Source organism: Pontibacter toksunensis (genome assembly GCF_042686245.1).
GTDB lineage: Bacteria > Bacteroidota > Bacteroidia > Cytophagales > Hymenobacteraceae > Pontibacter > Pontibacter toksunensis.
Window position 1 is genome coordinate 70,970 of record NZ_JBHUOX010000006.1, and the last position, 15,263, is coordinate 86,232.

12 protein-coding genes are annotated in these 15,263 nt (G+C 48.5%); 3 read left to right on the forward strand and 9 right to left on the reverse strand.

Going from position 1 to position 15,263, the window contains the following annotated elements; genetic code table 11:
- Positions 1–272: 272 nt before the first annotated feature.
- From ACFS7Z_RS09805 to ACFS7Z_RS09815, 3 genes are all read right to left on the reverse strand, one after another.
- Positions 273–1,505, reverse strand: coding sequence for a nucleoside recognition domain-containing protein (locus tag ACFS7Z_RS09805; protein WP_377483884.1), 1,233 nt, complete (start codon positions 1,503–1,505; stop codon positions 273–275).
- 156 nt (positions 1,506–1,661) lie between these two features.
- Complete coding sequence (locus ACFS7Z_RS09810; RefSeq protein ID WP_377483886.1) at positions 1,662–3,107, reverse strand: M14 family metallopeptidase; 1,446 nt, start codon at positions 3,105–3,107, stop codon at positions 1,662–1,664.
- 259 nt (positions 3,108–3,366) lie between these two features.
- Complete coding sequence (locus tag ACFS7Z_RS09815; RefSeq protein WP_377483888.1) at positions 3,367–3,618, reverse strand: hypothetical protein; 252 nt, start codon at positions 3,616–3,618, stop codon at positions 3,367–3,369.
- A gap of 402 nt (positions 3,619–4,020) precedes the next feature.
- Between ACFS7Z_RS09815 and ACFS7Z_RS09820 the strand changes: the two genes are divergently transcribed.
- Together ACFS7Z_RS09820 and ACFS7Z_RS09825 are read left to right on the forward strand one after the other, a co-directional pair.
- Entirely contained in the window at positions 4,021–4,878 is an 858-nt protein-coding gene (locus ACFS7Z_RS09820; protein WP_377483889.1) for a metallophosphoesterase, read from the forward strand.
- A 126-nt stretch (positions 4,879–5,004) separates the two neighbouring features.
- Entirely contained in the window at positions 5,005–5,841 is an 837-nt protein-coding gene (locus ACFS7Z_RS09825) for an MBL fold metallo-hydrolase (protein WP_377483891.1), read from the forward strand.
- A gap of 39 nt (positions 5,842–5,880) precedes the next feature.
- On the opposite strand, the gene ACFS7Z_RS09830 is transcribed toward ACFS7Z_RS09825, so the two are convergent.
- Entirely contained in the window at positions 5,881–6,639 is a 759-nt protein-coding gene (locus ACFS7Z_RS09830; protein WP_377483892.1) for a hypothetical protein, read from the reverse strand.
- 389 nt (positions 6,640–7,028) lie between these two features.
- Here ACFS7Z_RS09830 and ACFS7Z_RS09835 point away from each other — a divergent pair, with 389 nt between their 5' ends.
- Positions 7,029–7,706: an HAD family hydrolase gene (locus tag ACFS7Z_RS09835; RefSeq protein WP_377483893.1), complete on the forward strand. Its 678-nt coding sequence runs from the start codon at positions 7,029–7,031 to the stop codon at positions 7,704–7,706.
- Between the two features lie 71 nt (positions 7,707–7,777).
- On the opposite strand, the gene araA is transcribed toward ACFS7Z_RS09835, so the two are convergent.
- The 5 genes from araA to ACFS7Z_RS09860 form a co-directional block, all read right to left on the reverse strand.
- Entirely contained in the window at positions 7,778–9,280 is a 1,503-nt protein-coding gene (gene araA / locus ACFS7Z_RS09840) for an L-arabinose isomerase (protein WP_377483894.1), read from the reverse strand.
- Between the two features lie 91 nt (positions 9,281–9,371).
- Complete coding sequence (locus tag ACFS7Z_RS09845; protein ID WP_377483896.1) at positions 9,372–11,246, reverse strand: sodium:solute symporter family transporter; 1,875 nt, start codon at positions 11,244–11,246, stop codon at positions 9,372–9,374.
- Positions 11,247–11,334: 88 nt separating this feature from the next.
- On the reverse strand, positions 11,335–12,033 hold the full coding sequence (locus ACFS7Z_RS09850) for an L-ribulose-5-phosphate 4-epimerase (RefSeq protein ID WP_377483897.1): 699 nt from the start codon (positions 12,031–12,033) through the stop codon (positions 11,335–11,337).
- Between the two features lie 15 nt (positions 12,034–12,048).
- Entirely contained in the window at positions 12,049–13,770 is a 1,722-nt protein-coding gene (locus ACFS7Z_RS09855) for a ribulokinase (RefSeq protein WP_377483900.1), read from the reverse strand.
- A 90-nt stretch (positions 13,771–13,860) separates the two neighbouring features.
- A complete protein-coding gene (locus tag ACFS7Z_RS09860; protein ID WP_377483902.1) occupies positions 13,861–14,571 on the reverse strand; it encodes an NUDIX hydrolase in 711 nt (236 codons plus the stop codon).
- Between the last annotated feature and the right edge of the window lie 692 nt (positions 14,572–15,263).

Consider the following 15,263-nt stretch of genomic DNA (forward strand, 5'->3'; position numbering starts at 1 on the left):
TCTAAAAGCTAATTGCAGCTTCTCTTTTGTATGCCGCTGTTGTGTGTTTTTATTAAAATTAAGATTCTCATTTTTGTCATCCTGAAAGGATCTTGTGGGTTGATTGTCGGTAACTTACAAGATCCTTTCAGGATGACAAAAATAAAGAACTTCTATTCCCCTTACTTATTTCAGTTAAGAGAACACTGCAAGAGCAGGCCTATCCAAGCTGTTCAGCCTTCTATAGCCTCAAATCAGAATGCAGCCTTTGTATTATATCCTACCTTGCCCTCTTAATGGAAGAAAAGATAAGCGATAAAGATAGCGGCAATCACACCAGCTAAATCTGCCAGGAGGCCACAGGTAAGGGCATACCTTGTTTTGCGAACACCGACAGAGCCGAAGTAGACAGCCAGCACATAGAAAGTAGTCTCCGTGGAGCCCTGAATAGAGGCAGCCAGGCGTCCTACAAAAGAATCTACGCCATAGGTGTTCATGGCCTCCACCATCATGCCACGAGCCCCGCTGCCGCTCAAAGGCTTCATAAAGGCAACAGGTAAAGCTGGCACAAAATCAGTGTTGAGTCCCGCGGCGGCAAAGAGGAAGCCCAGCCCGTCCACCAGCATATCCAGTGCGCCGGAGGCCCTGAACACTCCGATGGCCACGAGGATGGCCACCAGGTAGGGGATGATGGTGATGGCCACGGAGAAACCCTCCTTTGCACCTTCAATAAAGGCCTCGTACACGTTCACCCTCCGTATCAAAGCCAGCGCGATGAATGAGACGATGATGGTGAATAGTATCACGTTACTGGCCACCATCGAGATGACGCTAATCTGCTCCTGCGGGATGGTGCTGAAGTAGTAGATAAGCCCGCCAATGAGCAGCCCCAGCGTGCCCAGGTAAGCCAGGATGACGGGGTTGAGCAGGTTGATGCGCTGGTAAAGCGCCACGGCTATCAAGCCGGTTATGGTAGAAAAAAAGGTAGCCAGCAGAATAGGAATGAAGATGTCAGAAGGGTCGGCGGCTCCCAACTGCGCCCGGAACACCATGATGCTGATGGGGATGATGGTCAGGCCGGAGGTGTTGAGCACCAGGAACATTATCTGGGGGTTGGAGGCAGTGTCCTCACTGGGGTTGAGCTCCTGCATTTCTTTCATGGCTTTCAGGCCCAGTGGCGTGGCGGCGTTGTCCAGGCCCAGCATGTTGGCCGAGAAGTTCATCAGGATGGAGCCGAACACGGGGTGGTTCCTGGGGATGTCGGGGAAGAGGCGGTTGAAGAAGGGGCCGACGATGCGGGCGAAGATGGCGATGATGCCGCCTCGCTCGCCCACCTTCATGAGCCCCAGCCACAGGGTCATCACCCCCGTCAGGCCCAGCGATATCTCGAAGCCCAGCTTGGCGTTGTCGAAGGTGCTGGTGACCAGCTCCTGGAAGATGTCCACATCCTGGAAAAAGACAAGCTGGAATAAGGCAATGCAGAAGGCAATCAGGAAGAAACCTGCCCAGAGGTAATTTAGGACCATGCAAAAGAGGGTTGGTAGGGAATAAGCTTGTAAGTTACAAAGCCATTCTTCATAAAAAAACCGGTAACTTTAGAAGTAAAGCCACCGGTTTTATACTTTTTCTCTTGCGGGTGTGCCCGGTTAGTCCAAGACTTAGCAGGATAGCATGTTTATCTGTTATAGCACCAGGCCATGAAAAGGAGTTGGTAAGGCACCCTGCAAATCATAAACAAAACCATTCACAATGGCATACTTTACCTTTCCTCCCGCATCTTTCAGTACAAAGTTCGCATCGCCATACAGTTCCAGTTCATGGTTTACTTTTTTGGAAAGAGACGTAACATTAAGTGGCAGCTTTACAGGATTTACATTGGCGGAAGAGAGTTTCTCTACCCGAACGGTTGTATAGCCCTCCGAAAGTAACTCTTTCGCACGTTCTGGCGTCAAAGCGGCTGTACTTTTGAACGGCTTACTGTAAACTTTACCTGGCACCAAGGTTAGGCCTTCGCCATCTACATCCTTATACCCGTAAAAAACGTTCATATCCCCAATCTCCTGCACGCTGGCACGCTGGTAAAATCCTTTATCATTAGCAGATGGAACCTCATCCTGCATAATGCCCACGTCCAGGAGTATGTTCTTGTCATGATTCGAATAGCGTACATTCCGCACCACCACGTCAAACAGGTAGCGCTCGTTTTCCGGTATCTTAAAATAGTCTTCCAGTGCATAGTTGGTGTAACCTTCACCCGCTATCAGGTGCAGTGCGGAAACAATGGATGCAAAATTGAGCTGGCGGATTTTCTGCTTTTCCGGGTCGTCCTGGTAGCCGCCGGACTCAATGAGGATGACACTGGTGCCCCACTTCTGGATGTTGTCCCCAAAGGCCCGTGGCTCGTGCTCATCTGAGTACTTTGCTATCTGGCCCGGGATTAACTGCTGCAGCGCTTCGTTCATGCCTACGATGGTGCGCATCGCCCTTCCACGTACGGTGTCTACAGTCTGTGCATAATCGAAGGCGGGTGCAAGAAAGGAAATGGTGGCCGGTTTAGAGGTAGTGCCAACTGTGTAATAGCGGCTCTGGTCGTGCAGGTTAAACCCGAACTCCGGGTTCAGGCTATCGCGCAGGCTTTTGAGCAGGCGGGCTTCCGGGCTTTGTAACCGGAGGGCATCACGGTTCAAGTCAATATCCAGGGCATTCCGGCGCTGGAACTGTTCTGCTCCGTCCGGGTTTAGCATAGGCACGATGTAGAGGGTTGTATTTTGCAGTATCTGCTGCCGTACAGTATCCAACTGGTCTGACCCCTGCAGGAAATTAAACAGGTCAAACAAAGCCATGGTGGCAGTAGACTCATCGCCATGCATCTGCGACCAGAGCATCACTTTTATTTTCCCTGTGCCGGCTTTCACCATATAATTATCCCGGCCTTCCACAGACTTCCCCACTACCTGCACATCAAACAAGGGGTTCTGCTTCAGCTTTTCCAGAAGCGGAACAATGTCCTGGTGCTTAAACCGCCGGTCTTCCAGGGCAGGTTGTTTGTAAACAGCATGTTGTTGGTAGGCTTGCTGCGCAACCAGGGTGGAGGGCACAGTCTGGCACTGCGCTTCTAAAAGTGTCATAAACAGGAGTAAAAGAAGATGAAGTTTCTTCATAAGGCCATAAGTCGGATGGCTCTATTTTACGACAATTTAGTAAAGTTGCTCATGTAACAGCAGCACTATAGCCATTCTTTCACAAAAGCACGTGCAAGAAGGCTTCTGCCATTGGCATACATATTATCCGGAGGCTTTGGAAGAGTCAGGAAGGGGAAACCGGGAAACAGAGATTCCTGCCCGGCTTTAAAAGCTGGTAGCGTGGCCGCTGCAGCATCTCAGTTTCTTATGCTGTTTCGAGCTCTGATATGTCTATCATCTGCAGGTAAGGCTCCAGGTGCACAGCGCTTCTGAAACCAATGGTGTAGGTGATTTTATCTGCCTGCGGACTATACCACACTTCAACAAAGAAGCTCCCCATGTGATAGAGAGCCACGTAGTAGTCCTCCTCCGAGCGGATAGCCAGAAATGTGCCATGTACCCAGACTGCTTCTGCTTTCAGGTCTGAGGTCATGTAATGGAAGTCATTTAATTTCATGACAGCGATATACTTATAGTGTCTGTTTTATAAAGGTTAAAAAGGTAAGCGTAAACCGAAAATGTAAGCTATTATCTTAAAGTAAAATGTATCAGGCCTTGGCTGGGGCTGCCGTTCCCTTCGGGCAAGGTGAAAACTTTATACAGTGAAAGTGTCTCCTGTACCTGAAGGTATGCTGATTAAGAAGGTTTTACGTGTTTCTATAGAAATAGTTGAATATTCATCGTTCTTTATATTGCAATTGCAGCAATATCTGGAAACAACATGCAGAGCAGCTTAGGAAATACAACAGAAGCGTTGCCTGCGTCTGTGAAAATGCGCTGCCCCACCTCATGTTTCTTCGGCTCCTGTTTTGAACAAGTTGTGCAGTAAAAAGTATAAGCTCAGGACAAACAATACTACATGAAGCGAAACAATATGAAATGGGCTTTAGGAGTTCTGGCACTGGGTGCTGCGGGGCTTGTGCTGCTGGATTCCCTGTTCCTGGAGAAATACTTTTTTGAGGTAAAGCCGTTTGATATCGGAAACAAGAGCCGCGGCGGTAAAAAACTCAGGATTCTCCTCCTGACTGACCTGCATTTTAGGCATCATCTATTCCCTTATTACCGTAAGCTGGCTGCAAAAGTAAACCAGCTGCAGCCAGACCTGCTTTTTGTTACAGGCGACACCCTCGACTCGACGGGCATTATAAAGCCTATGGATGAGTTCTTCAGCCTGCTGGACCAGCAAATACAGAAAGTGGCCATACCCGGAAATAACGACTATAAGGCCGACAGAAGCCTGGAGCACCTGAAAGCAGCTTATGAAAAGCATCAGGTTGATTTCCTTGTGAATGAATCAAAAGCTTATTCGGTGCAGGGTACCCGGGTGATGGTAACAGGCTTAGATGATTTCATTGAGGGAGAAAGCCACTTCAAAAAAGTAGTAAAGGAGGTAGGCAGAGAAGAGCATCACCTGCTGCTGGTTCACAGCCCGCTCCAGCAGGAGGCGGTTAAAGAGAAGATAACGCAAATCAATAGGGAGAGAAGTGCTGCGGACCAGCTTAACATCCGCTATGTTTTTGCCGGCCATACGCACGGTGGGCAGATTCGGCTGCCGGGCTATGTGCCGGTGCTGCCCGGTATGTCAGGCGATTATGTGAATGGGTGGTATAACGACAGTGCACCCTTCCTGTATGTGTCAAGAGGTTTTGGTGCCTCCACCATTCCCATGCGTTTTGATGCCCGGTCGGAAGTCACGCTTTTTAACTATTATACCTGATTTCTCAGATAGGAAATGAAGTATATTTCCCGTGGAACGAATGGGAGGCGTTTATAAAATCCCAGTGGATATTCATTGTTGCAGCCGGTTGAATAACAGGTGAAAATGTGGTTACTTTGCAGCCTTATGCAATTGTCCATCACATCATTGAACTCCGGCAGTAACGGGAACTGCTACTACATCGGGAACGGGAAAGAGGCTGTTTTAGTGGATGCCGGTATATCCTGCCGCGAAACAGAGAAGCGGATGAAGCGCCTGGGGCTTTCGATGAGTAAGGTGAAGGCCATTTTTGTTTCGCATGAGCACTCTGACCATATCCGAGGCATACCGGTGCTGGCGAAAAAGTACCAGCTTCCGGTCTTTATCACCCCCGGCACCCTGCAAGGGTGCCGGCTGGATTTTAATGGTGTTACAGTTTGTTCTTTTCAGGCCCATGAGCCGGTGCAGATTGGAAGCCTTTCCGTTACAGCTTTTCCGAAGTTTCACGATGCTGCAGATCCACATAGCTTTATCGTGGGCTACAAGGGTATAAAAATCGGTATTTTTACAGATATCGGTGCGCCTTGCGATCAGCTTATTTCGCATTTCGTGAAGTGCCATGCGGCCTTTCTGGAAGCCAATTATGACGAGGAGATGCTGGACCGGGGCCATTACCCTTACTACCTGAAGCGGCGGATAAAGGGAGGCAGAGGGCACTTATCGAACAGGCAGGCGCTGGCGTTATTCGCTGCCTACAAGCCATCTTTCATGAGTCATGTGCTGCTTTCCCACCTGTCAAAGGATAACAATTGTCCTCACCTGGTAAAGGAGCTGTTCACCACGCACGCCGACGGAACAGAGGTTATTGTGGCATCCCGCTTCGAGGAAACACCGGTCTATAACATCGTATACGCAGCGGGTGCCCCTGTAAAAGCCGTTGTGCAACAGGGGAAACAAACCAGCTTGTTTGACGTGCTGATGTGAAATAAGCTAAAGCAACAAGCTTTTCCTGTTGACTTAGAGCTATGCCTCTATGGGTAGCTGCTCTTTTACAAGTACTTCAGCTTTTATGTTAAACAATGAAATGATATCAAACAGGTTCTCCTGTATATAAGACAGTATAGCTCTTATAAAAAGTAAAACACTAGTCATTTCCATAGCTTCCTCCACTATAACGCCTATGTTATAGGCTATTTTCTGGCTTTGGTACCCATCAGCTATCAGGTAACCGGTTATAGCCTCTACACCCGCAGACCCCAGCACAAAAATGACTCCTGAAGTTATGATGCGCATTCTCGTTGTAGTCGGTAAATGGAATAAAAATTTCAAGAAAAATGCACTACTCAATGCCGCGCATGCCGTTATCAGAACACCGGTAACAAAATGATTAGGCCCTGAAAACTCCAGCAGTTGCATTATATAGTCGTGTACAATTACTTCATGCAGGCTTATGTTCTCGTCTATTGACAAGAGTAAAAAACCAATCGACAATAAGCCCCAGTGTTTCCAGTATTTATCTGCCACACGTTCTTTTAATTTACATACCAGTGCTAACAGAGCAGATGCTATTAACAGGTTTATTGAAGAAATATAGGCGGGCAGAGTAGTCTCATTATCCATATTAAATTTCATCCATAAGCCGTCTCCTGTCAGGTTGCTATTTATATACATGGCACCTCCCCTTACAAGAGCCATGAAAATGCAAAAGCCAATAAGTGCGCCTAAAATGCGGATAATGGTAGTGGTGTCAAGTCTAAATGTGATAATAGAGTCCCCTTTCATATAATATCTGATTGTTGATCTTTCTCAGGCTTTGAATTTATCAGATCTTAAAAAATGTAGTTTCCGAGTCATACCTGATTGCTGCTTTACCTGGCTGCCGCTTTGGCTGCTGAGCAATGGACCGTATATAATAAATGATGTTTATTTTTGCTGCCGGCTATGATGGCAGACTCTGAACAGTATAAGGCTATACTTGAAGGTGAATGAAATTTGGCATCAGTTATGATTTAACGCTGTACCTTTGCAGAGGCTTTCGCTACAACAAAAGAATATAAAATACACAGCTTATAGAGGATCCTTGGTTATGTTAAATCTTTACTTTTAATATTATAAAATTGTTGTGAAGTTTTAGAGAAAATGTAATTCAGACTCGATTTAATAAGAATAAAATGAAAGATACTCCTAAAGCATTGCTGTTCGACCTGAACGGAACCATCATTGATGATATGCATTATCATGCCGAGGCATGGCATCATGTTCTGACAAAAGATTTGGGTGCCGATCTTACCTGGGATGAAGTAAAGGTGCAGATGTATGGTAAAAATGAGGAAGTGCTTGCCCGTATCTTCGGGGAGGATCACTTCTCTGATGAGGAAGTCCGTAAACTGTCTTCTGACAAGGAAAGCTATTACCAGGAGGCGTACAAGCCGCACCTGAAGCTGATAGACGGCCTGCACAATTTCTTGGCAGAGGCAGCCGCACATCCTGTTAAAGTAGCCATTGCTACAGCCGCTATCACCGGCAACGTAGACTATATAGTGGATAACCTGGGTATACGGCAGTACTTTGATGAATTTGTAAGTGCGGATGACGTGGAAAACAGCAAGCCAGACCCGGAAACTTTCCTGAAGGCTGCTGAAAAACTACAGGAAAAACCAGAAGACTGTGTTGTGTTTGAAGACTCCGCCAAAGGAGTGGAGTCGGCGAGAAATGCCGGCATGAGGTGCATCGTTATTACCACCGCCCATCCTAAAGAAGAATTTGAGGAGTACGAAAACGTAATCGGCTTTATTCAGGATTATAATGATCCTTTGATCAAGAACTTCTTTCAGAAAGACGATAAGTAAAGAGCCTATTTTTATCATAAAACAGGAAAGCAGGCTGTTGGGCCTGCTTTCCTGTTTTATGAAGGTATCAATTAACTCTTGTTTAGCTGGTAGTATACTTCGCTCCAGCGCAGTTCGTTCTGTAACTGGCGCAGGCGAGTCTCCTTGTCAATAGTCACACACTCTATACCGGCAATGTCAGCAAAATCTTGTAGCTGCTCTGCTGTCAGGTTCTGGCTATAGCAGGTATGGTGGGCACCGCCGGCCAGAATCCAGGCAGCGCAGCCTGTTTTCATGTCAGGAAGTGGTTTCCAGAGCACGCGTGCCACTGGCAGGTTAGGTAAATCATGCTGCGGTTCCACTGCCTCTACTTCATTCACCAGTAAACGGAAGCGGTTACCCATATCTATGATAGAGGCATTCAGTGCCGGACCACCGGCCACGTTAAACACCAGGCGCACCGGATCTGCTTTGCCACCTATACCCAATGGGTGCACTTCGCAGGAAGGCTTGCCGTTGGCAATAGACTCATCTATCTCCAGCATGTGCGAGCCCAGCACCAGTTGGTTGTTCGGGTCGAAATGGTAGGTATAGTCTTCCATGAAGGCGTTACCACCTTTCAGGCCGCTACCCATCACTTTCATGGCTCTTACCAAAGCAGCTGTTTTCCAGTCGCCCTCACCGGCAAAGCCATAGCCCTGGCCCATCAGGCGCTGGGCAGCTATACCTGGTAACTGCATCATACCGTGCAGGTCTTCGAAGGTATCGGAGAAGCCCTTGAAGTTGCCATCCTCCAGGAACGAGCGCAGGCCGAGCTCGATCTTAGCCGCATCACGCAGGTTCTGGTACTGCGCACCGCCTTTGCGCAGCGATTCCATCACGGCGTAACGCTCCTCGTACTCCTGTGTCAGTGCATCTACTTCGCGGTCGCTGATTTCGTTGATTACTTTTACAAGGTCACCGATACCATAGGTATTCACGGAGAAGCCGAACTTCATTTCTGCCTCTACCTTGTCTCCTTCGGTAACGGCTACATAGCGCATGTTATCACCGATGCGGGCAAACTTTGCGCCCTGCCAGTCGTGCCAGCCACAGGCCACACGGCTCCAGGCGCCAATCTGCTCCTGTACCGATTCCTCTTCCCAGTGCCCCACCACTACCTTGCGGTTAATGCGCATTCTGGACACCATAAAACCAAACTCGCGGTCGCCGTGTGCACTCTGGTTCAGGTTCATGAAATCCATGTCGATGGAGTTCCACGGAATGTCGCGGTTAAACTGCGTATGAAGGTGCAGAAGCGGCTTCTTTAGTATTTTCAAACCGCCAATCCACATCTTGGCAGGGGAGAAGGTGTGCATCCAAGCCACAACGCCCACACAGTTCTGGGCCACGTTTGCATCCTGGCAGATACTGTAAATCTCCTCTGTTGATTTTACTACAGGTTTAAAAACAACCTGTACCGGAATTTGAGCTGCCCGTCCTAAGCCATCGGCAATCTGCTGGGAGTGTTCTGCTACCTGGCGCAGCGTCTCTTCTCCATATAAATGCTGGCTGCCTGTCACAAACCAGATTTCGAATTTTTTGAGGTCTACCATATAAATAAGTGTGTTTTTAACAATAATCAGTTAGGTTAAAAAAGAAGGCGCTGCTTCAAAAACGTGCAGCGCCTTCTTTGGTTATTCTTACTTAGTACCAGAAGAAGTAGTATAGCAACCCGATGATGAGGATGATACCGGCTGCCCCTATATTAAACGGTGTTCCCGTGTTGAATAGTACCGGGTCCGAAACAATCGCTTTTTTATCAGCTACTGCCATTTTAGCATTTGTATATAGAATAATGCCCAGCATGATGAACAGAACCCCCAGGAAATAAGCCGACTCTACTCCTAAATACGTGTACTCACCGGAAAGCACTGCCGTTAAAATAAAGGTAATGATGCCAAGCGCGAAGAAGAAGTAAGAATAACCTGCAATCTTTCGCTGCCTTGCCGGCTCAGGAAGCGCGATGCTTACCCTGTGGCCTTTCTCCATAAAGGAAATAACGGAGGCGATAACACATAGTATGATGAACACATAGCCCATACGCATCAGGAACGGCATATCAGGCGCTGTCACCTTGAAAAGAATACCAGCTGGAATGGTGGCAATGGCAGTCCAGAGGGCAGCGTTAGGCGTAATCTGCGTCCAAAACAGTCCCATGCCAAACACAACCAGCACACCTGGATAAATATAACCGGTATACTCCTGTATGTACTGGAATACCTGGTCAAGAGAACTGAGCTGAGGTGCCACAGTCATGGCAATCAAAAGCGCTACTACTGCCACCACACGTCCTGCTCTTACTAACTGTCGCCCAGATGCATCCGGCTTAAAGTAAGGGCGGTAAATATCCATGGTAAAGATAGTAGAGGTACTGTTTACCATCGAAGCCAGTGAGGAAACGATAGCTGCAGCCAACGCGGCAAAGGCAAGGCCTCTCACGCCGGATGGAACGAAGTTCTTCAGTAACCATGGATAAGCCTGGTCAGACTTCTGAATGGTACCAACAGCATCTGCCGTCGTGCCAAGGGCAGCCGCCAGTTGCTCCGGCGTATACTCGTTTATCAATACATAAGCCGCAATACCAGGTATTACCACGATAAAAGGCATCAGAATTTTCAGGTAGCCAGCGAAAAGAAGACCACGCTTTGCCTCATTGATGCTCTTGGCTGCAAGACCTTTCTGGATGATGTACTGATTAAAGCCCCAGTAGCCCAGGTTGGTAGCCCACATGGCACCAACGATAACAGCTACGCCTGGCAAGTCTTTAAAAGCATCTCTTACACCACCGTTGCCATCAGGTACCATAATGTGTCCTTCCGGAACAATGAGGGTAAAGTGCTCACGGGCGCTTGTATACAAATTACCTAAACCGGCAAAGATACCTTCTCCGGCTCCTACGGCGTCCAGTGCCAAGAATGTCGTTACAAGGCCTCCGCCAATCAGTACCACCACCTGCACAACGTCTGTCCAGGCTACTGCCTCCAGACCACCGTAAATAGAGTAGATTCCGGAGAAAAGCAGCACGCCAATGATACCGTAAATAAGCGGAACGCCCATCATCTGCTCCAGCGCCAGCGCACCAAGGTAGCTCACAGAAGTCAGGTTCACGAACACGTACACCAGCAGCCAGAAAACAGCAAATGCCGTACTCACACCGCGGTTAAAGCGCTCGTTCAGGAACTGCGGCATGGTATAAATGCCCCTCTCGATGAAAACAGGCAGGAAGTATTTTGCCACTATAATAAGGGCTACAGCTGCCAGCCACTCATAAGCCGAGATGGCCAGACCGATGGCATAACCGGAGCCAGAGGTTCCGATAAAGTGCTCAGCAGAAATGTTAGCGGCGATAAGGGAGGCACCAACGGCCCACCAGGTAAGGGACTTATCTGCCAGGAAATATTCCTGGGCAGTCTTTTCAGTACCTTCTTTTGTTCTCGATACCCACAGTCCCATGAAGAGAATGACGATGGCGTACGCGATGAAAATTACGTAATCAAGTGTAGAAAATCCGACGGTCATTTAATGGTGGTTTAGTTTGGAACCCTTAATATAAAGGAATTATATTTTTCAGGAATATACTTAGGCTATATATTATAAAAGACTCCTGCTATTGGCCATAGTAGGAGTCAGGACCGTGCTTGCGCTCGTAATGCTTTTTAATAAGCGAATCCTGCAAGCGCGGCACATCCCCTCTTATTTGCTCCGTCAGGTAAGCCATACGAGCCACCTCTTCCAGTACCGCACTGTTGTACACTGCCTTCTTTGCCGTTTTACCCCATGTAAAGGGGGCATGGTTTCCAACCAGCACCATCTCCACTTCTTCGTAACTCATTCCTTTCTCCTGCAGGTAATTCATTATCTGGAAGCCTGTCTCATACTCATAGTTACCCTGTATCATCTCATCGCTCATCGGCGGGGCGCACGGAATGTCTACGGTATTATGGTCGGCGTGCGTGGTGCCGTATATCGGAATGTCGCGCTGCGCCTGTGCCCAGGACGTGGCATAGGTAGAGTGGGTGTGCACGATGCCGCTTATCTTCTCCCAGTGCTTGTATAGCACCGCATGTGTCTTGGTGTCTGAAGAGGGTCGCAGGTTGCCCTGCACGGTGTTACCATCGAAATCCACAATCACCATGCTGTCCGGTGTAAGGTCCTCATAGGGCACGCCGCTCGGTTTGATGGCGAATACGCCGAGGTCTCTGTCTGCGGCGCTTACGTTACCAAAGGTGAAGAGCACGAGACCCAGCTTCGGCAGCTGCATGTTGGTTTCGTATGCTTCTTCTTGTATATGTCTGTACTTGCTCATTATCTAAGATGGGTTCTATCTCACTACTTTTTCCTGAACATCAGTAGGTGCCGGCTTTTCAGGTGCTATCTCTTGCTCAATCAACGCGCCATGTGTTTTGTACTGCTCGTACCGCTCAGCATAGATGCCGGTGCGCTCCGGGTTTGGGTGATATTCTGCATCAAAGCCCTGGCCCATAGCGGCCATAGCGTCCTCTACACGCGGGTGAATGCCGGCTGCTGTGGCGGCAAACATAGCAGCTCCAATCGCGCAGGTCTGCTCCGAGCGGTGAATACGAATCGGCATGTTCATAACGTCTGCCATCATCTGCATGATGAACGGCGATTTACGGGCCACACCGCCCAAGCCTATCAGCCCTTTCACCGGAACGCCCTGCTCTTTGAAGCGGTCAACGATGCTTTTAGCCCCAAAGCAGGTGGCTTCTACCAGTGCTCTGAACACACGGGGAGCATCGCTTCCTAATCCTAAGCCCAGTATAGCGCCTTTCAGCACCTGGTTGGCATCCGGTGTGCGGCGGCCGTTAAACCAGTCGATGGCAAACTCACTGTCCTCTGTTAGGGGCAACTGCTCAGCCTGTTTCGTTAGCTCCGGAATGATTTTATCTGATAGCTCCTGAATAAGCGCACTGGCCGTTTCAGGGGAAATGGTCTCGGACAGGGAAAGCAGGTTCTGTACCGGCCACAGGAGCAGTTTCTTAAACCACGCGTACGTGTCACCGAAAGCAGACTGTCCCGCTTCAAGGCCCATCATACCCGGAATAACTGAGCCGGGCACCTGCCCGCAGATGCCGCGCACAAGCGTGTCTTCCACTTCTTCTATAGGGGCTACAAGCATATCGCAGGTAGAGGTTCCCATTACTTTGCTGAGGTAGTAAGGCTCAATCTGTCCTCCTACGGCTCCCATATGGGCATCAAATGCACCTACGCCTACCACCACGTCCGTAGAAAGGCCCAGCCGGTCTGCCCATTCCTGGCTCAGCTTGCCGGCAGGTTGGTCAGAAGGATAAGCATCTTTGAAAAGTCTGTCGGTGAAGCCTGCCAGCAGCGGGTCCAGGGAAGAGAAGAACTCTTCCGGCGGTAATCCTCCGAACTCTTTTGCCCACAGGGCTTTATGGCCGGCAGCACATACGCTGCGCTTCATTTGCGCTACATCGTTGCCGCCCATCAGCAGGAACGTCATCCAGTCGCAGTGCTCTACCCAGGAGTAGCAGGCATTCCGCACCTCCTCATCCACGCGTAGTATGTGCAGCAGTTTGGCCCAGAACCACTCCGAAGAGTAGATTCCACCCACATATTGCAGGTAGTTTGTGTCGAACTTAATGGCATGCTCATTTATCTGCTCCGCCTCCTTCACAGAAGTATGGTCCTTCCAGAGGATGAACATGGCGTTCGGGTTGCTTTCGAATTCTGGTAAAAGCGCAAGGGGAGTACCTGATTTATCTACCGCAACAGGCGTAGAGCCCGTAGTATCAACGGCGATGCCTTTCACTGCAGCGGCCGGTACTTTATCTCCGGCTTTGGCAAGGCACTCTTTAACGGTACGCTCCAGCCCTTCCACATAGTCCAGCGGGTGCTGCCGGAACTGCTGTTTTTCGGGTACACAGAAGCGCCCCTCTTTCCAACGGGGATAATAATAGACAGAGGAGGATACTTCCTGCCCGTTCAGGGCATTTACGAGAACGGAGCGTACGGAGTCTGTGCCGTAATCTACCCCTATTACATATACATCTTTGCTCACTTGCCTGGTGTTAAATTAATTTTGTGTCAAATTAACACTTATAATGAAATAAAAAAACTTTTAGATCTTAATCCTGTCAAACAAGCTGTATCAGGCGGTCAGGAATTTTTCCGGGTTGGGGATGAACTTTAGGAAAGCCTGGAAATCGTCTATGTATTTGTTCTGATCCAGCTTATAGTAGAAAGCCCCTTTCTTGGAGTTCTCTTTGTCCTTTTCCTGTTGTTTCACAAACAGCCCGGTAGACAACAGCTTGCGGTTAAAGTTGCGCTTGTCGAAGTTGGTGTCATACAGCCCTTCGTATAGTGCCTGTAGCTGTGGGAACGTAAACTTCTCTGGTAGCAGCTCGAACAGGATAGGGTGCAGGGCTGCTTTGTAGCGGAGCCTGTTCTTGGCCATCTCCACCATCTGGTTGTGGTCAAATATAAGCTCTGGCATCTCGTTCAGAGAAAACCACTCCGCATGATACTCTTTGCTTAGCTGCTTCTCATATTTCTGAATATCCACCAGTGCAAAATAGGTAACGGCAATGGTTCTTTCTACCGGGTCGCGGTTTGGCTCACCGAAGGTGTGCAACTGTTCCATGTATACGTTCTGCAGGCCGGTTAACTGTTTCAGAATGCGGTCGGCAGCATATTTCAGGCTCTCGTTAGGCTGAACAAAACCACCCATTAGGCTCCAATGCTTCTTCTCTGGCGCAAAGCCCCTCTGTATAAGCAAAAGCTTGTACTGTTCACCGTCGAACCCAAAAATGATACAATCAACGGCTACCAGTATTCTCGTCTGGCCTTGATATTTGATCATGTATAAAGTTTTTGCAAAGAATTAAATCCGGCTTTATCTAAATGATGCTTTGTAAAGAGTCGTGACCCATAAATCGTAAATTAAGGACAATATAGCTATAAAGTTCACAAATGAAAACCGTAACAGCTCCCTTTCCAAAAAGCAAGTGTATGTTTGACTGTTTTTGCCCCCCCTCCAGCCCCTGTAGTTGTAGCAGTATACCACGGGACTCCTATAAATGAATATGGCAGGCATCACCAGCCCTGCCCTCACGCTTTATTAGCAGGGGCAACAGTAGTTTTATGAGAGGCATACAAGGCTATTCCCCTTGTTTATGCCAGTAGGTGTTTAACCTAAATTGTGGTCCTGTTGATGCTGGTTGCCTGATGAAGGTGATACTGAGGTATTTGTTAAGTTTTTCCCTGTTACAATCCGGTTCATAACCCGATACTAACTCCTCCTCATTTGGCCTGAAAGGAACTTGTCTGAAGGGTGCCTATGCTTATGCTGCCCGGTAGATTAAGATGGACCTCTGGATAACAGAGCAGAAGTTAAGCTAAAGGAACCTTGCCTTGCTATACCGGAAACCTGAAACATTAATGAAAGCCGTCCGTTCATTGGCACAGCCTTGCAAAAATATTACCTGCAGGAGATAGGGTAGTAAGATGGGATGATAAGAGGCACATACTGCTGTGGGTAGTTAACTGCTATAG